Origin of the sequence: Streptomyces sp. NPDC127595 (assembly GCF_042671685.1) — a bacterium.
Lineage (GTDB): Bacteria > Actinomycetota > Actinomycetes > Streptomycetales > Streptomycetaceae > Streptomyces.
Genome location: NZ_JBHXWK010000002.1, coordinates 828,079 through 845,984, shown reverse-complemented (window position 1 = coordinate 845,984; position 17,906 = coordinate 828,079). Strand labels below are relative to the sequence as shown.

The window sequence follows — 17,906 nt, the reverse complement described above, 5'->3', positions numbered from 1 at the left end:
TGGAGTTTGCCGTCATGCCGCACAAACCCGCCGCCCGTCACCGCACGCTGATCATGTCCGGAAGTCTGCGCACGGGGGCCGTCACCACCCAGGTCGCGCACGCGGCCCTGGCCCAGGACCTCCCCGGGCACCAGGTTGTCCTGGCCACCGGCCTGGACCGACTGCCCCTGTTCAACGAGGACCTAGACACCGACCCTGCCCCACCCGTCGTGGCCGCTCTGCGGGCCCAGGTCACCTCCGCCGACAGCCTGCTGGTCCTGAGCCCGGTCAACAACGCCAGCATCTCGGCCGCCCTGAAGAACGCCCTCGACTGGCTCTCCCGGCCCCGCGACGACTCCCCTCTCGCCGGCAAGCCCACCACCGGCCTGGTCGTCGGCTACCAGTCCCACGGCGCAGAAGACCACCTGAAGGCGATCCTTCGCGCCACCGGCGCCCGCACCACCCCTGCCCCGACCCCCGTGCTGAGCCTGCGCACCCTCAACGGGAACCAGGCCGCCCATGACCCGAAGGTCATCACCGCCGTGACACAGGCCCTTGCCGTCCTGCACCTCACCGATCCGGCCGTGGCATGACCCCTTCCCGGCTTCTACCGGACGGCCGAGGCCAGACCCCTCCGCCAGTGACCGGTCTCGCCCTTCATCGGCTCTCGCCAAAGGGCTCGTCACAGGCCCTCTGCCGCCCAACGTCAACCCCGTTAAGCACACCCCTGTTTCATCAGTAAAAGGTGCCCACGTGTCGACCCCCACCGCATCAGCCGCAATGGCAGAAGCCCTGGCCTTTCTCCGGCAGTTCACCCGGACCGCGAAAATGACCGGATCCATCACGCCCAGCGGAGCCGCCCTGTGCCGCGCCCTCACCCGCCACATCCAGCCCGGCACCCCACACCAGCCGCGAGCCGTACTCGAAGTCGGACCGGGAACCGGAGCCGTCACCCGCCACCTCGCCCCCCGCCTCGGCCCGCACGACACCCTCGAACTCGTCGAGGCCAACCGCCCCTTCGCCGACCACCTGGCCGCCGCCCTGCACCACGACACACGACTGACCCCCATCGCCCACCGCACCCGACTGCACCACGGCCTCATCCAGGACCAGCAACTCGGCCACTACGACACCATCGTCTGCGGACTGCCCTTCGCCAACTTCCCACCCGCCCAGATCGAAACCGTCGTCCGCCAACTCCTGGCATCCCTCCGCCCCGGCGGCAGACTCTCCTTCTTCAGCTACCTCGGAGGCGGCGCCATACAACACGTCCATCCCCGCCAGGCCCTCTCCCGGCACGCACTGCGCGAGGCCATAGCCCCCCACGTGGTCGGCAGCGAGATCGTCCTCTCCAACCTCCCACCCGCCTACGTCCACCACCTCCTGGCACCCACCCCCGCCACCTGCCACTGCGGAGCACTCCCGCGGACCTGAAGAGCCGCGGGGCCCCGAGCTGTTCCCAAAAGATCTATCCCGTTGTCGGCGGTGAGGAGGCGGATGGGCTGTGTCGGTGAACTCCACGATCGTGCGCGCTCACCAGCACGCGGACGGGGCCCTCAATCGAACGAGAGCCCATAGGTGCCGCTCAACCCGCCCCCCTCTCCTGGGTGTTCAGGGTGCGGGGACGCCACTCGGAGATGATCCGGAGAACCTCCGGGAGCTTGGTGATCGCGCAGTGCCCGGTACCGGGCAGCAGGTGGACCTCGGTGTCGCGGCGGCCTTCGAACACCAGGGTGTCGGCCTGCGGGACGTGGACGTCGTCGGCGCCGTTGACGACCAGCATCGGTACCTGTCCGTCCTGGTCGAGGAGTGGGCGCAGCGTGAACGCCGCCAGCCTCGCAGCCAGTTCCTCCTGCGGCGGCGAGCGGTCGTAGCCCAGGGCGTTGGCGACGATGCCCTCCATCCCGAACTGGCCGAGCCGGTCCTGGGCGAAGGCCGCCTCGACCGGCCCGCCCAGCACCACGGCGGCGTCGACTTCGCCGGCCAGTCCGGAGCGCGCGGAGTAATGGCCGCCCATCGAGATGCCCACATGCACCACGACGCCGTTGCCCAAGGTCCGGGCGTGACCGATCAGGCCGCCGACGATCTCCGCGCCGTCCGGGCTCATCGGAACCTCGGACTCACCGGTCCCCGGGATGTCGAAGGCCAGCACCCGCAGGCCGGCTTGCTGACAGAACACCACCGCCAGGGCGTGCAGATCCATCTTCCAGCTGTCGACACCGCCACTGAACAGCAGCACGGGTCCCTCTGCCACGACGCCGGGCGGCGTGAGAACGTGCACCGGCACCTTCGTCGTTCCGCCCTGGTAGGGCAGATCCAGCACCTTGCGCCGGAAGTCCACACCGAACCCCGGCGCCGCGAGCTGATACTGCTCGACCTGGCGGGCCAGCGCGGTCCGCTTGGCATCATCAGCCAGGGTCGGGAACTTCGCCCACCCGTAGGCGAGCGCCGACAGGGCATGCGAGCCCGCCGCGGCGTACCGCGCCGCAAGCGCCGACCACTCGTGCACCCACCCGCCGGGCCGGTCCGCCCACATGTCGGTGATCCCTGCACGCACCGTGTCCACATCCTCGGCCGGCAGCCCGGTGTTGACCATCTGCGGGTACCGCTCCCCGAACAGATCCTCTGCCTTCAGCGGCCACTGATACGACATCACGCCCTTCTCCACCGATCCACTAACGCAGACATGCTGCGTTAACAAACAAGGTATCGCCGGCCGGAGAATTAACGCAAGGAAGCTGCGTTAGCATGGCGGGATGAGCGAGGGACAAGTCCGCCGCAGGACCGGCGGCCGATCCGCGCGGGTCCGTCAGGCCGTCCTGGACGCGACCCTGCAAGCCATGACCGAGCGAGGTTCCGACACTGTCAGCGTCCCCGAGATCGCCCGCCGGGCAGGCGTCCACGAAACTTCGATCTACCGGCGCTGGGACACCCGCGAACACCTCGTGACCGACGCGCTCCTGACCTACAGTCGGCAACAGCTCCCCATCCCCGACACCGGAAGCCTGCGCGAGGACCTCATTGCCTTCGCGGACTCGCTGGCGGCCTACCTGGCCACGCCCTTCGGGAGGGCCCTCGCCCGCTCCATGTCCGCCACGGACGACGACCCCGCCCTCGCCGAGAACCGCGAGCAATTCTGGCGTTCCCGGTTCGACCTGGCCCGCGTCATGATCGACCGCGCGGTCACCCGCGGAGAGCTCCCCGAGGACACCGATCCCGCCCTCGCCCTCGAAGCCCTCATCGCACCCCTGCACTTCCGGGCCCTGCTCACCCGGCAGCCCGTCGACAACCACCTCACCGCCCGCCTGGTCGACACCCTCCTCATCGGCATCGCCCGCTGACCGGCCGATCATCGACCGCCGCAGCGTCAGCATTTCGCTGAGGTGGCTACTGGACAGTGCTGTGCTCGTCGGTGGTTGCCGGCTCGGTGTCCCTGCCGACGGTGTAGGTGTCCTTGATCTTCACTTCGGAGACGCCTCGGCCCTCGGGGAAGACACTGCGCCAGTCACCACTCACGTGCAGTTCGTCGGTGCCCATGGCGCGGACCACCATGAGTCCCTCGTCGTACGCCTTGTAGGCCTTCATCCAGAGGTTGGCGAAGGCCTGGGAGCGGATCAGGTGCATCCAGTCCGGGCGGTACAACTCCCGGTTGTAGTTGGACTCCCCCATCGTGGAGACGAACTTCGAGTACATCGCCTTCACGTACTCGAGAGTCACGTCGTCCTCTTTGGCGATCGCCTCGTCCCGCGCGTCCTTCAGCGCGACGCGGAACTTCTCCAGCAGCCCCTCGGTCGCCCCCGAGGTGAACGACTCGTGGATCTCCGGTGGGTCGCACAGACCGTACTTGGGCCCCGACAGGCGCAGCAGGAGGCGCAGGGTCGGTTCCGTGACCCACATGGGGCCGGGTTCGTCGCGGTTGCCCAGCGGGTTGGGCAGGACCGCCTCGTGTTCCCAGACCGGCGGGGTGATCAGGTGGACGCCGGCGCGGCGGCGGTCGTGGGGCGAGCCGGTGGAGTGTTCCAACTGGCCGATCGGGAGGTGGGTCTTCAGCGCGGAGAGGTAGGCGCCGTTGATGTCGAGGGCGGTCACTTCGTGCTGTCCGGCGGGGAGTTCGGGGCGGAACCACTTCGGGCGTGCTTCCCAGATCTGGTCGGCGCCGCGGGCGGTCTGCTTGCGCAGGATGTCCGGGATCCAGGGGTGAGCCACGACGTCGTAGCGGCCGCCCTTGCGGGTTTCGTCCAGCAGCGCCATCGCATCCGGGATCGCCCGTTTGACCAATGCGGCGGTCGCCGCGTCCAGGTCACCCGCGTGTGCGGCGAGCGCAGCCGTCACGGCGTCGCCGATCCGGTCGGGGAGCTCGGAGGCGGGCTGGACGCGCCGCCCGACCGGGACGATCTTGACGGACCTCGGCGACCTGGTGGGTGTTGCCGTAGCGGAAGGCGCTTGGGCTGGTGCCGGCTTCATGCCTGCCCCGGTCTCCGTCGCCGGTGCGGTGTGATGCGGCTGCTCGGGTGCGCCACTGCACTCCGTGGGGTCCAAGTGCTGCGGAAACCCGGCGACTTGATGGTGAGCGGGGTGCCCGCACAGAACGCAGGCCTGAGGCGCCGACAGGGACTCCACCTCGTCGGCGCCGGGACTGTCGGGCTCGGTGTCCGCGGAGCTCTCGTCCGCCTGCTCGGGCTCATGGGACGGCGCCGCCTCCCCCACGGACTCGTCCTGCTCCGCCAGCTTCGTGCGCGCCCCCTGGAGGAAGTACGCGTACTTCTCGCGGATTTCACCCGCCGGGTCGCGTCCGCTCTCCCAACCGCCGACCGTGGACGGGCTCACGCCAAGAACCCGGGCCACTTGAGTACGGGACAGATTCAGCGACTCGCGCAGCACACGCCGCTGTCCGGCCGCCGGCAGTTCGACCTCCTGACGAGCCCCGGCCAGCAGCGCGTCGATCTCCTCGAAGCCGGTCACCGCGACGCCCCCTTCACACCTGCCGGGAGTGCAGCCGTGGGATCGAAGGCCGTACGCGCCGGACGCCAGCGCAGTGTCGACAGGGCTTCGCACGCCCGGGTCGGGCCGGCCAGCAGGTCCAGGACGTCCATCCCGTAGTGCGCGGCGAGAGTTTCACAGTCGTTGAGGCTCCACGCTGCGGTGCCGGACTGGCGCCGGCTGATCTGCGTCTGGCTCACTCCCAGGGCGCTCGCGAGGTCGGCCTGCGACTCCCCCGTGATCTGCATCAGCGCGGCCACCGCCGCCCGCACCCGTTCGCCCAATGTCAACGTCACGCGCCCACTCTAGGTGAGGCGATGCGTATCTCGTATGAGCCATGCGGATCACGCGTTGCGCAGCTCATCGGGTCCGGTCGGTCGCACGCCTGTCTGCGCGTGACCGGACCCGATGAGCGGACGATTCCACACAGCCGTACGAGGCTGGAGACTCGGACGGTTTCTCAGGCCGCGAACCCCACGTTGGTCACGTACTCGTACTGGCCCCACTGGCTGCCCAGGTCCACGATCTGCTCCACCCAGGCGTCATCCAGTGCCTGGTCGTCGCCAGCCGCCCAGGCCTCCACCACACGGTCCCAGTTCCGCACGTTCAGCGTGCGGAACTCCACGACTCGTTGACGGGGACGGTCCACCTGGGACTGGTTCAGCGGATGGATCTCGACCCTGGTCCCGCGACCGGCAGCGTTGAGACGGCCGAGGAGATGACGGGCGACATTGTGACGTCGCACCGTGCGGTAGGCGGCCTCGATCTTTTCGAGGTTCTTCTTCGAGGGACTGCGCCTGCCCTCCAGCCAGGCTTTGACGGTGCGGTCGGTGACTGTCAGACCGGCCTCGCGCGCGGCCGTGCGGGCGTGATCGGTGCGGGTGAGATAGTGCAGCCGAGCCAGCAGACCACGCCGAACGGTGACCGGGGTCGCGACATAACCCGCAAGGGCATCGAGGCGACGAGCCACAGCCTTAAAGCCCTTGATTCCGCGAGCACCGTACATACCGAACTCGATATTCCTGTCCGGCACCCCGCCCTCCTCATTCTGCAGACAATTGACGGATCCTCAAAAGCCCATACCTTAGGCCCATTCAAGTCTACAGGAGGGGAGCAGCCGGATATCCGCCATCGTGAATTCCGACGGACCGGGGACGCATAAGAACACACCACCCGCCCATCTCATCCGGCAAAGGATCCATCACTCACCAAAACGGCGCAATCGGTCAACTGCGGCTCTCGGGGCTCCAGCACTCCGGCCCGACGCCGCGCCAGTCGATGAGCGGCGAGGCCGCGGCGGCCACCGGATCCACATCCAGGCCCGCACGGCGCAGGAACTCGGTGAGGTCTTCAAGGTTGTACGCCACCCCCAGATTCTCGCCGTTCACACGAACTCGGCGACCGCCCTTCGGCAAGGGCGGAGCCACGGTCACAGGCAATGGTTCGGACATGGACCCAGCCTCGTTCGTACGGTTTGGACACGGATCCGGATGCCCGCGTCGGGCTCTGATCCGGGTGCTCGTTGCGGCCCGCGCGTTCCCTCCGTGCGGCGCGCTGCGGTGTCGAGGGACGGTGGCCCGGCACGGTGGGAGCTTCGGGGGTGACGCCCTCCCTTCTCCCATCGGGCCCGGGTGGGCTCGGGCGGCAGCACCGAGTCCTCTTGGTGCGCCACGCTGCAATTCAATCACGTGTTCGATTTATGGCGCACGTCGGCCGCGTCCACCGCCCCCGGATGTCTGACTGACCCAGCGGCGGTAGGCGTCCGGGTCGACGTTGCTGCCGCACAGGATGGTGACCACGTGTCGGCCGGCGAAGCGGTCACGGTCTTCGAGGATCGCCGCGATACCGAGCGCGGCCGACGGTTCGACGACGAGGCCGGCGTGGTCGAGGAGCATCCGCATACCGGCGATGATCGACGCCTCCTGCACCAGGACGGCGTCGTCGGCGACCAGGAGGAGGTCCTCCAGGACGGCCGGGATGGGACACCGGCCGGCGACGCCGTCAGCGATGGTGTCGGTCGAGTCGGTGGTCACGACGCGCCCGCTGCGCCACGAGTGGGTCATCGCCGGTGCGCCCAGCGGCTGGACGCAGATCACCTCGACTCCGGGAGCCAAGGCCTTCAGCACATGCCCCACCCCGGTGGCCAGCGCCCCGCCGCCGAGAGCGATCAGGACGGCGTCGAACGACGGCACCGTGCCCACCAGTTCCAGGCCGATGGTCGCCGCCCCCTCGCAGGTCTCGAGGTCCAGGCTGTCCTCGACCAGCCGGATGCCGTCGTACCGCGCGATGGCCGCCGCCCGCTCGCGAGCCGGCTCATGGTCGCCGTCCACCAGCTCCAGCCTGGCGCCCAGCGCACGGATGCGGTCAAGCTTGACCGCCGTCGCAAAGCGGGATGCCACGACGGTGACGTCCAGCCCGCGGCCGCGACCGGACCACGCGAGAGCTTGGCCGAGGTTGCCCGCGCTGGCGCACACCACCGCCTGCGAGCCACGGTCGGCGAGCAGGCTCGCGACCACCTCGGTGCCGCGGGCCTTGAAGCTGCGGACCGGATTGGCCGTTTCGAGCTTGATGCTCACCATGCACCCGAGGTCGGGCTCCAGCGCCTCGCAGCGGTACAGCGGCGTGTCGAGAAAGATCGGGTCGATCACCCGGCGAGCCGCCCGGATCCGAGCGGTGTCGAGGCGTGTCTGCTGCACGAGACGGCAGCGTAGCGCCGCGGTCAGAGCGCTTGGGTCGCAGCGTCGGATTGCCTGGCCTGTGCGATTCCGTCGAGCAGGAGGTTCGCGCCTCTCGGCTCAGTCGAAGGCGGACTCCCGAAGGGAATGGGTCAACGTCGGCGCCGGATGCGCCGATACCAACTGTGAACCCACCGCACGACTGCAAAAGAAAGGGAGGCGGCGATGTCCCGCACCGAGGATTGCCGCATGGCGGACCGGCCGGCCGACTACGAGCGTCTGGGGATCGCCAAGGGCGAGATCGCACCCTGGGAGGACGGTTTCCGCTCGAGCCCCGGCGGCCCCGGAACCTTCGAGTGGTGGTACTTCGACTGCGTTCTCGACGACGGATCCACCCTGGTGATCAACTTCATGGCCAAGGACTTCAGGGTCGGCAAGGGCGTCAACCAGCCGCCCGCGCCGGTGGTCACCATCGAGTTCGACCGGCCGGACGGCACACACATCGAACGGACCTCACCGGAGTATCCGCACGACCACGACTTCGCCACCGACCGGTGCGACGTCCGCATCGGCGCCAACCGCATCAGCGGTGACCTGCACACCTACCGCATCCACGCGGACATCGACGGCTTCGTCGCGGACATCACCCTGACCGGACAGGTCCCCTCCTGGCGGCCGGAGACCGGGCACGTCACGTTCGGCGCGGACAAGCAGAAGTACTTCGCCTGGCTGCCCTCCGTCCCCCAGGGGCGGGTCGAGGCCACCCTCACCGTCGACGGCACGACCGAGACCCGTACGGGCACCGGGTATCACGACCACAACTGGGGCGACGCCGAGATGGCCCGCCTCATGCACCACTGGTACTGGGCGCGCGCCGAGGCAGGCGACTACACCGTGATCGCCTCGTACATCACCGCCGCGAAGAAGTACGGCTCCGCCGAGATCCCCATCTTCATGCTCGCCAAGAACGGCGAGATCCTTGCCGACCGCGCCAGTCTGGTCCGCTTCACCAAGTCCGACGAACACCCCGACCCGGTCACCGGGAAGCCGGTCGCCAACACTCTGGTGTTCGACTACGACGCCACCCCCGAGGGCGGCGACGGGTTCCGGGTCACCTTCCGCCGCGAGAAGACCATTGTCCAGGGCCGCATGATCGAATCCCTCAAGGGGGCGAAGCGGATCCTGGCGAGACTCGCCGGATTCAACGGCGGGTACCTGCGCTTCACCGGCGAAGTCACCGTCGAGCGCCTCGCACACGGCGAGGCCGTCGACAGCGTGAGCGCGCCGGCGCTGTGGGAACTCATGTACTTCGGCAAGCACTGAAGCGGCCCCCGGCACAGCGAGGGCGTCCGCGCGCGCTTCATCCATCGGTGCCCGCCTGGCTCCGCCCGGCCTACCCCTTTTCGACCGGCCGGTAGGTGCACACGTTCACGCCCGCGCCGCTGGTGACGGTCGAGACCAGTTCGAGCGTGCGCAGCGCACCGTCGCCGGGGAAGATCGACTTACCGCCGCCGAGGATCACCGGCATGATCATGAGCCGGAGTTCGTCGACCAGGCCCTCGTGCAGAAGAGTGCGCACGAGCGTGGGGCTCCCCATGACCAACAGGTCGCCGCTGTCCGTCTCGCGGAGCTTGCGGATGTGGGCGACGGCCTCGTCGCCGGGGATGCGCCCGGTGTTGTTCCACGTCAGATCGTCGTCGCTCAGCGTTCGGGAAACGACGTACTTCGAGATGGCGTTCATTCGGTCGGCGAACGGGTCGCCGCCTCGCTCGGGCCACGCCGCGGCCATCGACTGCCAGGTGCGGCGCCCGAACAGCAGCGCGTCGGCCTTGGTCAGTGCGTCGGCGAAGGCACCGCCCACCACCTCCGGATCGAAGAACGGGTGAGTCCAACCGCCGTGAGCGAAGCCGCCCTCGGTGTCCTCGTCCGGACCACCCGGTGCCTGCACGACTCCGTCCAAGCTCATGAATTCACTGACCACTATGCGCACGGGACTCGCTCCTCTTCCTCACACGGCAATCAAGCGGCAATCGCGCCAAGGGTTACGGCAATGGAGACTGCCGCGCCGCTGGAAAGTCATCGCTGCCTTCCTCGTCACTTGTCCAGCCCCTGGCAAGGGCCTCCCGTCGTCTCCGGACGAGGGCTCTGCGAACGGGGGCGGTAGTACGACGCGACGGCCGGCTGGCCGGTGTAGTTGGGGCCCGCGTACGGGTCGGCGCCGAGGTAGGTGAAGGGCAGGGTGATGCGGCGGCCGCCTCGCAGGCTGAGGCGGTGGTGACGGGCCGAGTAGTGGAAGCCGGCGGCGCGCAATGCGGCCAGGACCGGTCGGGAGGCGTCACCGCCGTCGGGTCGCCGCAGCGTCGAGGGGTCGAGGTGGGCGACGAGCAGACCCGTTTCGGTGAGCCAGGCGGCGGCCCGCTCCAGCAGGGCGAGCCGGTCGCCGATGTAGTGCAGTCCGTGGACGCAGGTGACCAGGTCGTAGCGGCGCGCTGGGGACCATCGGCCGAGGTCCGCGGTGATGAGTTCGAGGCCGTCGGGCAGCGCGGCGCGCGACAGCGGGCCTACCAAGTCCACGCCGGCCAACGCGGCTTGCGGGAGCAGCGTGGCTGCCTCACGGAGGGCAAGCCCCTCTCCGCTGCACAGGTCCAGCCAGGACGGGGCGGAGCCGTGGTCGCTCTCGTTCAGGAACTCCGTGGGAGAGAAGCCGAGTTCGCGGGTGTAGCTGTTGACGCCGGACAGAACCCGTTCGCGGTTCATGGCGTTGTTGGCCACCACGGAGTGTCCGGCCAACTCGTCGTCCTTGATCAGCCGGGGAGGCGGTTGAGTTGTCGTCCGCGAAGTACCGTCGATCATCGCACCATTGTGCGGTATGGCAGGTCGTTGCCGGCGAGCCCATGAGCCACGGGTCTCCGTGACGCCGCGGCTGTCGTTGCGGAGGGAGCAGGGGGCCCACGGGGACAAGAGGCCAAGGGTCTCGGCGAAGCCGCGATGAGCGGGTGCCGCCGTCCAAGGGCGGCGGCACCTGCTCGTCATGGGACGCGGGGCCGCTGAATGGACGAGCCGGTACGACCGTCATGTGGGCCGTACCGGCCCGAGGCCGGGATCCCGCTCGTCGGCGCTCCAACCGCTCCCCCGCGCTCTATCGCGAAGGCTTCTGACTCAGCGCGGGTTTCTGCTTCAGCGTCACGGAGGCGATCGCGATGACGACTGCGATCACGACCACTGGCACCAGCGGCGCGTAGGTGTGCGCGTGGCTGAGCATCCAGTCTCCGACGAAAGCGCCGGCCACCATGCCGACCAGGACCCCGGTCAGGCGACGTGCGGCGGCGGGCTTGAGAGTCCAGGTGGTGATACCGGAAACCCAGCTGATGAAGGTGGCCGTGGCCGCCGTGGTGGAAATGCCCGGCACATGGAGCGACCGAACGGCATTCATCTGCAGGCCCATCGCAAAGGCATTGAGGGCGACCAGAATGTTGGACACAAGGCTGGACGGAGATGTCGCCATCCACACGATGAGGAATCCGACCTGCGCCACCGTCGCGACGCAGAGCGCGATGGAGACACGGCGCGGCCAGGCTTCGAAGATCTCGGAGTCCTCCTTCTCCTCGTCGCCGTTGAACGCGGTCAGGATCCGTGTTGCCAGCGCGGCCCCCACGGCGAACGCGGCAAGGGAAATCACCACGCGAACGGGGTCCGGGCCGGCGGGCGGCCGCGTACCGGCTACACCAAGGCCGAGAAATACCAGGTTCCCGGTCTGGAACGCCGTGAAGACCTTCCCGAAGGAGAGAAAGCAGATTGCTTCGAAGACTCCTGACGAGAACGCCAGGGCGACAAGGAGCCGGTCTCGAATCGCCAGCAACTCCGGCGCCGCGTGCGCGGCTGCCAGGTCCACACGCCGGTCATCCACGGGTTCGGCTCCTCCGCCGCCCCGGACCGGCAAGGTCGGGGTGACAGGCTGAGCGTCCCGAGAACGTTCCAGTCGGGACAGCCGGCCATGGCTGTTCTGCAGGCTGCTCCATTGCATGCCTTTCCCTCCAAGCGCCAAGAGTCGGGAACTCACCCCGACTAGTTGCTAGGTACACATTTATCTCCCACGTTCAGGATGTGACCACATCAGGGATAAAGCCACATATTTGGGCGAAACCTTACTCAGGTTTCAGCAAAGATCTACGAAGGCCATCTGGAATGAAGAAACAGACAGAGCCGACGACTTCTTGAGCGGGGGCTCCTCGGACGCCGACCGGCACCTGACCAGGAGAGTTCGGCCGGGCGTTCCCGAGCCATGCGCAGCTCGGTCCGCCGTGCCGTACGTGGTCCAACTCCTCTGTCCCCATTGACGGATCATGGCGACGCTGGTTAGCGTTCCAAGCGGCATTGAGTGTCAGCGTCAAGCCCTGGCTCGTTGATCGGCAACCCTCCACCGCGGTGGGGTGCTCCAGGTGAAAGCCCGGCGGGGTCATCGACCCCGCAAGCGCGTGGCCCCTTGACCGGGCCTGAGATCGGGAGGACCAGCGTGCCGTACAGCAGTGATCTGAACGCCTCGATCGCGGCCGCTGCCGTGTTCTCCGGATTCTCCCGCCGACGCCACATCGACCTGCAGCTCTTCACCAGCTGTCTGTGTCACGGCTGAGTGCGATCCTGCCTCCCGCCCTCCTGAGTGACGCTCGCCGACGGCTTTGACGCCGTGGGCGGCTCCCTGCGGGCTCTCACAACGCTGTCGGAGTCCGCGGTGCCGTCACGCCTTCGTCGGCACTTTCCCCCTTGGCACCTTCCGAACATTCCCGCCACGCATCGCCATCGTCTCCACAGGCACGTGCGTGGTGACTTTGGAGTAGGAGAACCCGTTCCGTGAGATCGCATCCGGATTCCCGACCCACCCGGTGGGCGGCACTCGCCGCACTTGTGACAAGCAGCCTCCTGCTGAGTGCCTGCACGTCGAGCGACAGCGACAGCTCGACGAGCGACAGCGGCCCGGCCAAGTCGGGTGGCACACTGACCTTCGCGGTGGGCTCCGACGTGGGTTGCGTGGATCCGCAGCAGGTGGCCAGCAACGACACCATCTACTCCCTGCGCCAGATCGTGGACTCCCTGACCGACCAGGATCCCAAGACCGGCAAAATCGTGCCGTGGCTGGCGAAGAGCTGGGACATCAGCTCCGACGCGACCACGTTCACCTTCCACCTGCGGTCGGGTGTCACCTTCAGCGACGGAACACCGCTGACCGCGCAGGTGGTGAAGGACAACTTCGACGCGGTGCCGAAGCTCGGCGCCCTGGGGACGCTGGCCCAGGGGTACTTGAGCGGCGTGGACAGCACCACCGTGGTCGACCCGCTCACGGTGCGGGTCAAGTTCCAGCAGCCGAACGCGCAGTTCCTCCAGGCCACGTCAACGCACTCGCTGGGTATCGAGTCGTCGGCGAGTGCGAAGCAGAGCCCGCAGGAGAAGTGCAGCAAGGGTGTGGTCGGATCCGGACCGTTCGTGCTGCAGAGTTACGTCCAGAACCAGTCGATCAACTTGACCAAACGCAGCAAGTACGCCTGGGGTTCGTCGCTGTGGGCAAAGCAGGGCGAGGCGTACCTGGACAAGCTGGTGTTCAAGGTCGTGCCCGAGGCGGGGGTGCGCACCGGGAGCCTGCAGTCCGGTCAGGTGGACGCGATCAGCAGCGTCGGCAAGGCCAACGAGGCAGCGCTCGCAGGCGGCCAGGTGAACCTGCAACGGCGGGCCAATCCCGGTGCGGTGTTCAACCTGGCGCTCAACAACTCGCGTCCGCTGCTGAAGGACGTGAAGGTGCGTCAGGCGCTCCTTTTCGCCATCGACCGCCAGCAGATCGTCGACACCGTGTACCCGACCGGCACCCGACCGGCGACCAGCATCCTTGCTTACACCACACCGGACTACGCGGACCAGGGCTCGGACCTGGCCTTCGACGCTACGAAGGCGAAATCCCTGCTGGACTCGGCCGGCTGGAAAACCGGCAGTGACGGTATCCGGGCGAAGGACGGCACCAAGCTGCGCCTGAATGTCAGGTGGTTCGCCAACGCGGCCACGAACCAGCCTGCGCTGGAGCTGATCCAGCAGCAGCTCAAGGCCGTCGGTGTCGACGTGGTCCTCAACGAGACGCAGACCGCCCAGTTCGCCACCGTGCTGCAGTCCGGCGACTTCGACGCGTCGTGGGGCAACCTGACCCGCGCCGACCCGGACATCCTGCGCACTCAGTACTCCACCGAGCTGGCGAACCTCTACCACCTGCCGACGGGCCCGCTGGACTCGGCGCTGACCCAGCAGGCGTCAACCGCCGACGCGGCCAAGCGAAAGGAACTGGTCGACCAGGCGCAGCAGTTGATCGTGCGGAACGCCTACGTCATCCCCGTGGTGGAGCTGCAGACCCAACTGGGGGTGTCGAAGAAGGTGCACGACCTCAAGTTCGATGCCTCCAGCCGGATCCAGCTCCACGACACCTGGATCGGCTAGCAACCGGTGGATGCGCGACGGAGCGTCCGATCCGGGCGCCGGCAGCAGGAGGTGCGCAGGGAATGCGTCGCTATGTGATCAAGCGCCTTGCACAGGCGCTCGGGGTGCTGTGGGCGGCGTACACGGTGTCGTTCTTCGTACTGAACTATCTGCCCGGTGATCCGGTCTCGGCGATGGCCGGTGCCGGAGCGGACTCGGGCCAGATCGATCCGGCGCAGATCGCCGCGCTCCGGCACGAGTACGGCTTCGACAAACCGGTGCTGGTGCAGTACGCCGACTATCTCGGCAACGCGGTGCGCGGTGACTTCGGGGACTCGGTCTCCACCGGCCGGCCGGTCACCTCGACCCTGGCCGACGCGCTGCCGCAGACGCTGCAGTTGACCGGAGCGGCGCTGCTGCTCGCCGTGGTCATGGGCGGCGGACTGGCGATGCTGGCGACCTACACCACGCAGCGGTGGCTGCGACAGCTGTTGCTGTCGTTGCCGCCGCTGGGGGTGTCGGTGCCGACCTTCTGGGTCGGGCTGGTGCTCGTGGAGCTGTTCTCCTTCCGGGCGCGGTGGTTCCCCGCGTTCGGCAACGACGGGCTGCCGGGGCTGGTGCTGCCCGCGGTGACTCTCGCGATCCCGACCGGCGCCCTGGTCGCGCAGGTGCTGGCCAAGAGCCTGCTGACGGCGCTCGACCAGGCCTATGTGGAGACCGCGCGGGCCAAGGGTGCCGGCCGGCTGCGCATTCACCTGCGGCATGCGCTGCGCAACGCCTCACTGCCGGCGTTGACGATCGTCGGGCTGCTGGCCGGGCAACTCGTCGCCGGTTCGGTGGTCGTCGAGACGGTGTTCTCCCGCGACGGCCTGGGCCGGGTGACGGCCGCCGCTGTGACGGCCCAGGACATCCCGCTGGTCCAGGGGGTGGTGGTGTTCGGAGCCCTGATCTTCGTGGTGGCGAATCTGCTCGTCGATCTCGTCTATCCGCTGCTGGACCCGCGGATCGTGGTGGCCTCGAACAGGAAGGTGCGGCCCGCATGAGCGAGACCCTTGTCGAGGATGCCGCCGCCGGCGCCGCACTCGGCCTGGCACGACCCGTCGAGCCGGGCATCGATCCGGGTCCGGTGGGCGGGTTCGAACCCAGGCGGGTGACCCGGTTCTTCCTGCTGCGACCGGGCCTGCTGGCGTCGGTCCTCGCGGTGGTGTTCGTGGTCCTTGCCGCGTTCTGGCCGGGGCTGTTCACCTCGCAGGACCCCTTGCAGGGAGTGCCGTCGGAGAACTTCCAGGGGCCGAGCGGTACGCACTGGTTCGGCACCGACGAACTGGGGCGTGACCTGTTCTCCCGGGTGGTGCACGGTGCGCAGCTGTCGTTGAAGGCGACGCTGATCGCGGTGGGCGTCGCCTTCCTGGTCGGCGGGGTGCTCGGCCTGGTCGCCGGGTTCGTGGGCCGCTGGGTCGAGGACGTGGTGATGCGCTTCGTCGACGTACTGCTGTCGATCCCGGCGCTGTTCCTGTCGCTGGCCCTGGTCACCGCCCTGGGTTATGGAACGGTGAAGGTCGCGGTCGCCGTCGGGATCGCCAGCGTCGCCGGCTTCGCACGGGTGATGCGTGCGGAAGTACTGCGCGTGCGGCAGGCGGTCTTCGTCGAGGCGTCCCGCTCCTGCGGTGCACGCTGGTACTCGGTCCTCGGCCGGCATGTGCTGCCCAACGCGATGGGCCCTGTGATCGTGCTGGCCACCCTGGAGTTCGGCACCGCCGTCCTGGCCGTCTCGTCACTGAGCTTCCTCGGTTACGGAGCGCCGCCACCGGCGCCGGAATGGGGCACGTTGATCTCCGACGGACGCAACTACCTGGGCAACGCCTGGTGGCTCACCGCGCTGCCCGGCATGGTGATCGCCGCGACGGTGCTGGCCACCAACCGCATCGCCCGCGCGCTGGACGGCGAATGGTCCCGGCAGCGATGACCGGCCCGCTGACGAACGAACCCGAGACGGATGACGCCGTGACGAACGAGGCCGTGACCACCGCAGCCCCTGACACCCGGGAACCGCTGCTGGAGGTGCGGAACCTGTCGGTGTCGTACCGCACCCGCGGCGGCACCGTACGGGCCGTGCAGGGCGTGGACCTCGACGTGTGGCCGGGTGAGGTGACCGCGGTGGTCGGCGAGTCCGGATCCGGCAAGAGCACGACCGCGCATGCGATCATCCGGCTCCTGGCGGCGAACGGCGGCATCGACGCCGGTACCGTCCGCTTCGGCCGGCAAGACCTCGCCTCGTTGTCGGAGCGGGAGCTGCGCACGGTGCGCGGCGCGGGGATCGGCCTCGTGCCCCAGGACCCGTCGGTGTCACTCAACCCGGTCAAGCGCATCGGTGAGCAGGTCGCCGAGGTGCTGCGCATCCACCAGTTGGCGACACGACGCTCCGCGCCGTTGGACGCGATCGCCGTCCTGGACCTGGCCGGGCTGCCCGACGCGGCCACCCGCGCCCGGCAGTACCCGCACGAACTGTCCGGCGGTATGCGGCAACGGGCGCTGATCGCCATCGCCATCGCCGCCAAGCCGAAGCTGATCATCGCCGACGAGCCGACCAGCGCGCTGGACGTCACCGTGCAGCGGGTCATCCTCGACCATCTGCAGCACCTGACCGAAGCGTCCGGCACCGGGGTGCTGCTGGTGACCCACGACCTCGGCGTCGCCGCCGACCGGGCCGGGCGGATCGTGGTCATGTCGCAGGGGCGGGTCGTCGAGAGCGGTCCGACCCGCGACATCCTGGAGAACCCGCAGCACGACTACACCCGACGGCTGCTGGCCAGCGCCCCCAGCCTTACCAGCGCCCGCCCCCGGACCACGGTCGCCGTCCCGGCCGCCCCAGCCGAGAAGGGGGCGCCGCTGGTCGAGACCCCCGCACGACCACGGGCCACGGTCACCGTCCCGCCCGCCGCAGCCGCGAAGGAGGCGCCACTGGTCGAGATCCGCAACCTGGTCAAGGAGTTCCGGCTGCCGAACGCCGGAGGCTCGGCCCGCACACTGCGCGCCGTCGACGATGTCAGCTTCACCCTCCACCGCGGGCGGACACTGGCGCTGGTCGGCGAATCCGGTTCCGGAAAGTCCACCACCGCCCGCCTGGTGCTGCGCCTCGCCGACCCGACCGCCGGGCGCGTCCTCTTCGACGGCACCGATGTCACCACCGCCCGCGGAGCACAGGCCAGGCAACTGCGCCGACGGGCCCAGCTCATCTACCAGAACCCGTACGCCTCCTTGGACCCGAGGTTCTCCATCGACGAGGTGATCACCGAGCCGCTGCGCGCGTTCAAGGTCGGCGACCGCGCCTCCCGGACGACCCGCGCCAAGGAACTCCTCGACCGGGTGGCACTGCCCGCCTCGGTCCTTGGCCGCCGCCCGGCGGAACTGTCCGGCGGACAGCGGCAGCGCGTCGCGATCGCCCGCGCCCTCGCTCTCTCACCGGACCTGGTGGTCTGCGACGAACCGGTGTCCGCGCTCGACGTCTCCGTCCAGGCCCAGGTCCTCGACCTGCTCGCCGAACTGCAGGCCGACACCGGAGTGGCGTACCTGTTCATCTCGCACGACCTGGCCGTCGTACGCCAGATCGCGCATCAGGTCGCCGTCATGCGCGCCGGCCGCATAGTCGAGACAGGCACCAGCGAGGAGCTGTTCACCCGCCCCGGCCACGGCTACACCCGAGAGCTGCTCGCGGCGATCCCCGGCGGCCGGCACACCTCGGCTGCCGCTGCCGCACAGCCCTCCGACGGGAGCGAGTCCGCCGGCCTGATCGCCCCGGAGGTGAGCCGGTGACGCCTCCGG

17 protein-coding genes and 1 riboswitch are annotated in these 17,906 nt (G+C 68.8%); of the genes, 8 read left to right on the top strand and 9 right to left on the bottom strand.

Annotated features, from left to right (window positions below; genetic code table 11):
- The first annotated feature begins 14 nt into the window (after window positions 1-14).
- Window positions 15-572: an NADPH-dependent FMN reductase gene (locus ACFVKT_RS10345; protein WP_385729615.1), complete on the top strand. Its 558-nt coding sequence runs from the start codon at window positions 15-17 to the stop codon at window positions 570-572.
- 235 nt (window positions 573-807) lie between these two features.
- The gene (locus ACFVKT_RS10340; protein ID WP_385729613.1) at window positions 808-1,413 is read left to right on the top strand and encodes a class I SAM-dependent methyltransferase; all 606 of its coding nucleotides are present in this window, start codon (window positions 808-810) and stop codon (window positions 1,411-1,413) included.
- Window positions 1,414-1,564: 151 nt separating this feature from the next.
- Here ACFVKT_RS10340 and ACFVKT_RS10335 read toward each other — a convergent pair whose 3' ends face one another.
- Entirely contained in the window at window positions 1,565-2,632 is a 1,068-nt protein-coding gene (locus ACFVKT_RS10335; RefSeq protein ID WP_385729611.1) for an alpha/beta fold hydrolase, read from the bottom strand.
- Between the two features lie 103 nt (window positions 2,633-2,735).
- Here ACFVKT_RS10335 and ACFVKT_RS10330 point away from each other — a divergent pair, with 103 nt between their 5' ends.
- Window positions 2,736-3,320 (top strand): TetR/AcrR family transcriptional regulator, encoded by a 585-nt coding sequence (locus ACFVKT_RS10330; protein WP_385729609.1) that lies wholly within the window; start codon window positions 2,736-2,738, stop codon window positions 3,318-3,320.
- 46 nt (window positions 3,321-3,366) lie between these two features.
- Here ACFVKT_RS10330 and ACFVKT_RS10325 read toward each other — a convergent pair whose 3' ends face one another.
- The 5 genes from ACFVKT_RS10325 to ACFVKT_RS10305 all read right to left on the bottom strand — a co-directional run bounded on the left by ACFVKT_RS10325 (window position 3,367) and on the right by ACFVKT_RS10305 (window position 7,655).
- Window positions 3,367-4,941, bottom strand: a complete 1,575-nt coding sequence (locus tag ACFVKT_RS10325; protein WP_385729607.1) for a helix-turn-helix domain-containing protein — start codon at window positions 4,939-4,941, stop codon at window positions 3,367-3,369.
- Window positions 4,938-5,255, bottom strand: a complete 318-nt coding sequence (locus tag ACFVKT_RS10320; protein WP_385729605.1) for a helix-turn-helix transcriptional regulator — start codon at window positions 5,253-5,255, stop codon at window positions 4,938-4,940. The genes ACFVKT_RS10325 and ACFVKT_RS10320 overlap by 4 nt, the downstream gene beginning before the upstream one ends.
- A gap of 164 nt (window positions 5,256-5,419) precedes the next feature.
- On the bottom strand, window positions 5,420-5,992 hold the full coding sequence (locus ACFVKT_RS10315) for a transcriptional regulator (protein ID WP_385729603.1): 573 nt from the start codon (window positions 5,990-5,992) through the stop codon (window positions 5,420-5,422).
- A gap of 193 nt (window positions 5,993-6,185) precedes the next feature.
- Entirely contained in the window at window positions 6,186-6,326 is a 141-nt protein-coding gene (locus ACFVKT_RS10310) for a hypothetical protein (RefSeq protein WP_385729601.1), read from the bottom strand.
- A gap of 330 nt (window positions 6,327-6,656) precedes the next feature.
- Window positions 6,657-7,655, bottom strand: coding sequence for a threonine/serine dehydratase (locus ACFVKT_RS10305; RefSeq protein WP_385729599.1), 999 nt, complete (start codon window positions 7,653-7,655; stop codon window positions 6,657-6,659).
- Window positions 7,656-7,883: 228 nt separating this feature from the next.
- Between ACFVKT_RS10305 and ACFVKT_RS10300 the strand changes: the two genes are divergently transcribed.
- Window positions 7,884-8,957 (top strand): lipocalin-like domain-containing protein, encoded by a 1,074-nt coding sequence (locus tag ACFVKT_RS10300; protein ID WP_385729597.1) that lies wholly within the window; start codon window positions 7,884-7,886, stop codon window positions 8,955-8,957.
- A 70-nt stretch (window positions 8,958-9,027) separates the two neighbouring features.
- Here the strand turns inward: ACFVKT_RS10300 and ACFVKT_RS10295 are convergent, their stop codons facing one another.
- From ACFVKT_RS10295 to ACFVKT_RS10285, 3 genes are all read right to left on the bottom strand, one after another.
- Window positions 9,028-9,624: a dihydrofolate reductase family protein gene (locus tag ACFVKT_RS10295; RefSeq protein ID WP_385729595.1), complete on the bottom strand. Its 597-nt coding sequence runs from the start codon at window positions 9,622-9,624 to the stop codon at window positions 9,028-9,030.
- A 104-nt stretch (window positions 9,625-9,728) separates the two neighbouring features.
- On the bottom strand, window positions 9,729-10,487 hold the full coding sequence (locus tag ACFVKT_RS10290; RefSeq protein ID WP_385729593.1) for a class I SAM-dependent methyltransferase: 759 nt from the start codon (window positions 10,485-10,487) through the stop codon (window positions 9,729-9,731).
- A gap of 286 nt (window positions 10,488-10,773) precedes the next feature.
- A complete protein-coding gene (locus tag ACFVKT_RS10285; protein WP_385729591.1) occupies window positions 10,774-11,658 on the bottom strand; it encodes a YoaK family protein in 885 nt (294 codons plus the stop codon).
- A gap of 346 nt (window positions 11,659-12,004) precedes the next feature.
- Window positions 12,005-12,114: riboswitch (SAM riboswitch) on the top strand.
- A 368-nt stretch (window positions 12,115-12,482) separates the two neighbouring features.
- On the opposite strand from ACFVKT_RS10285, the gene ACFVKT_RS10280 reads away from it, so the two are divergent.
- The 4 genes from ACFVKT_RS10280 (at window position 12,483) to ACFVKT_RS10265 (ending at window position 17,897) form a co-directional block, all read left to right on the top strand.
- Window positions 12,483-14,105 (top strand): ABC transporter substrate-binding protein, encoded by a 1,623-nt coding sequence (locus tag ACFVKT_RS10280; RefSeq protein ID WP_385729589.1) that lies wholly within the window; start codon window positions 12,483-12,485, stop codon window positions 14,103-14,105.
- Between the two features lie 62 nt (window positions 14,106-14,167).
- Complete coding sequence (locus ACFVKT_RS10275; protein ID WP_385729587.1) at window positions 14,168-15,127, top strand: ABC transporter permease; 960 nt, start codon at window positions 14,168-14,170, stop codon at window positions 15,125-15,127.
- Complete coding sequence (locus tag ACFVKT_RS10270; RefSeq protein WP_385729585.1) at window positions 15,124-16,050, top strand: ABC transporter permease; 927 nt, start codon at window positions 15,124-15,126, stop codon at window positions 16,048-16,050. The genes ACFVKT_RS10275 and ACFVKT_RS10270 overlap by 4 nt, the downstream gene beginning before the upstream one ends.
- Window positions 16,032-17,897 (top strand): dipeptide ABC transporter ATP-binding protein, encoded by a 1,866-nt coding sequence (locus ACFVKT_RS10265; RefSeq protein ID WP_385729583.1) that lies wholly within the window; start codon window positions 16,032-16,034, stop codon window positions 17,895-17,897. The genes ACFVKT_RS10270 and ACFVKT_RS10265 overlap by 19 nt, the downstream gene beginning before the upstream one ends.
- Window positions 17,898-17,906 lie beyond the last annotated feature (9 nt).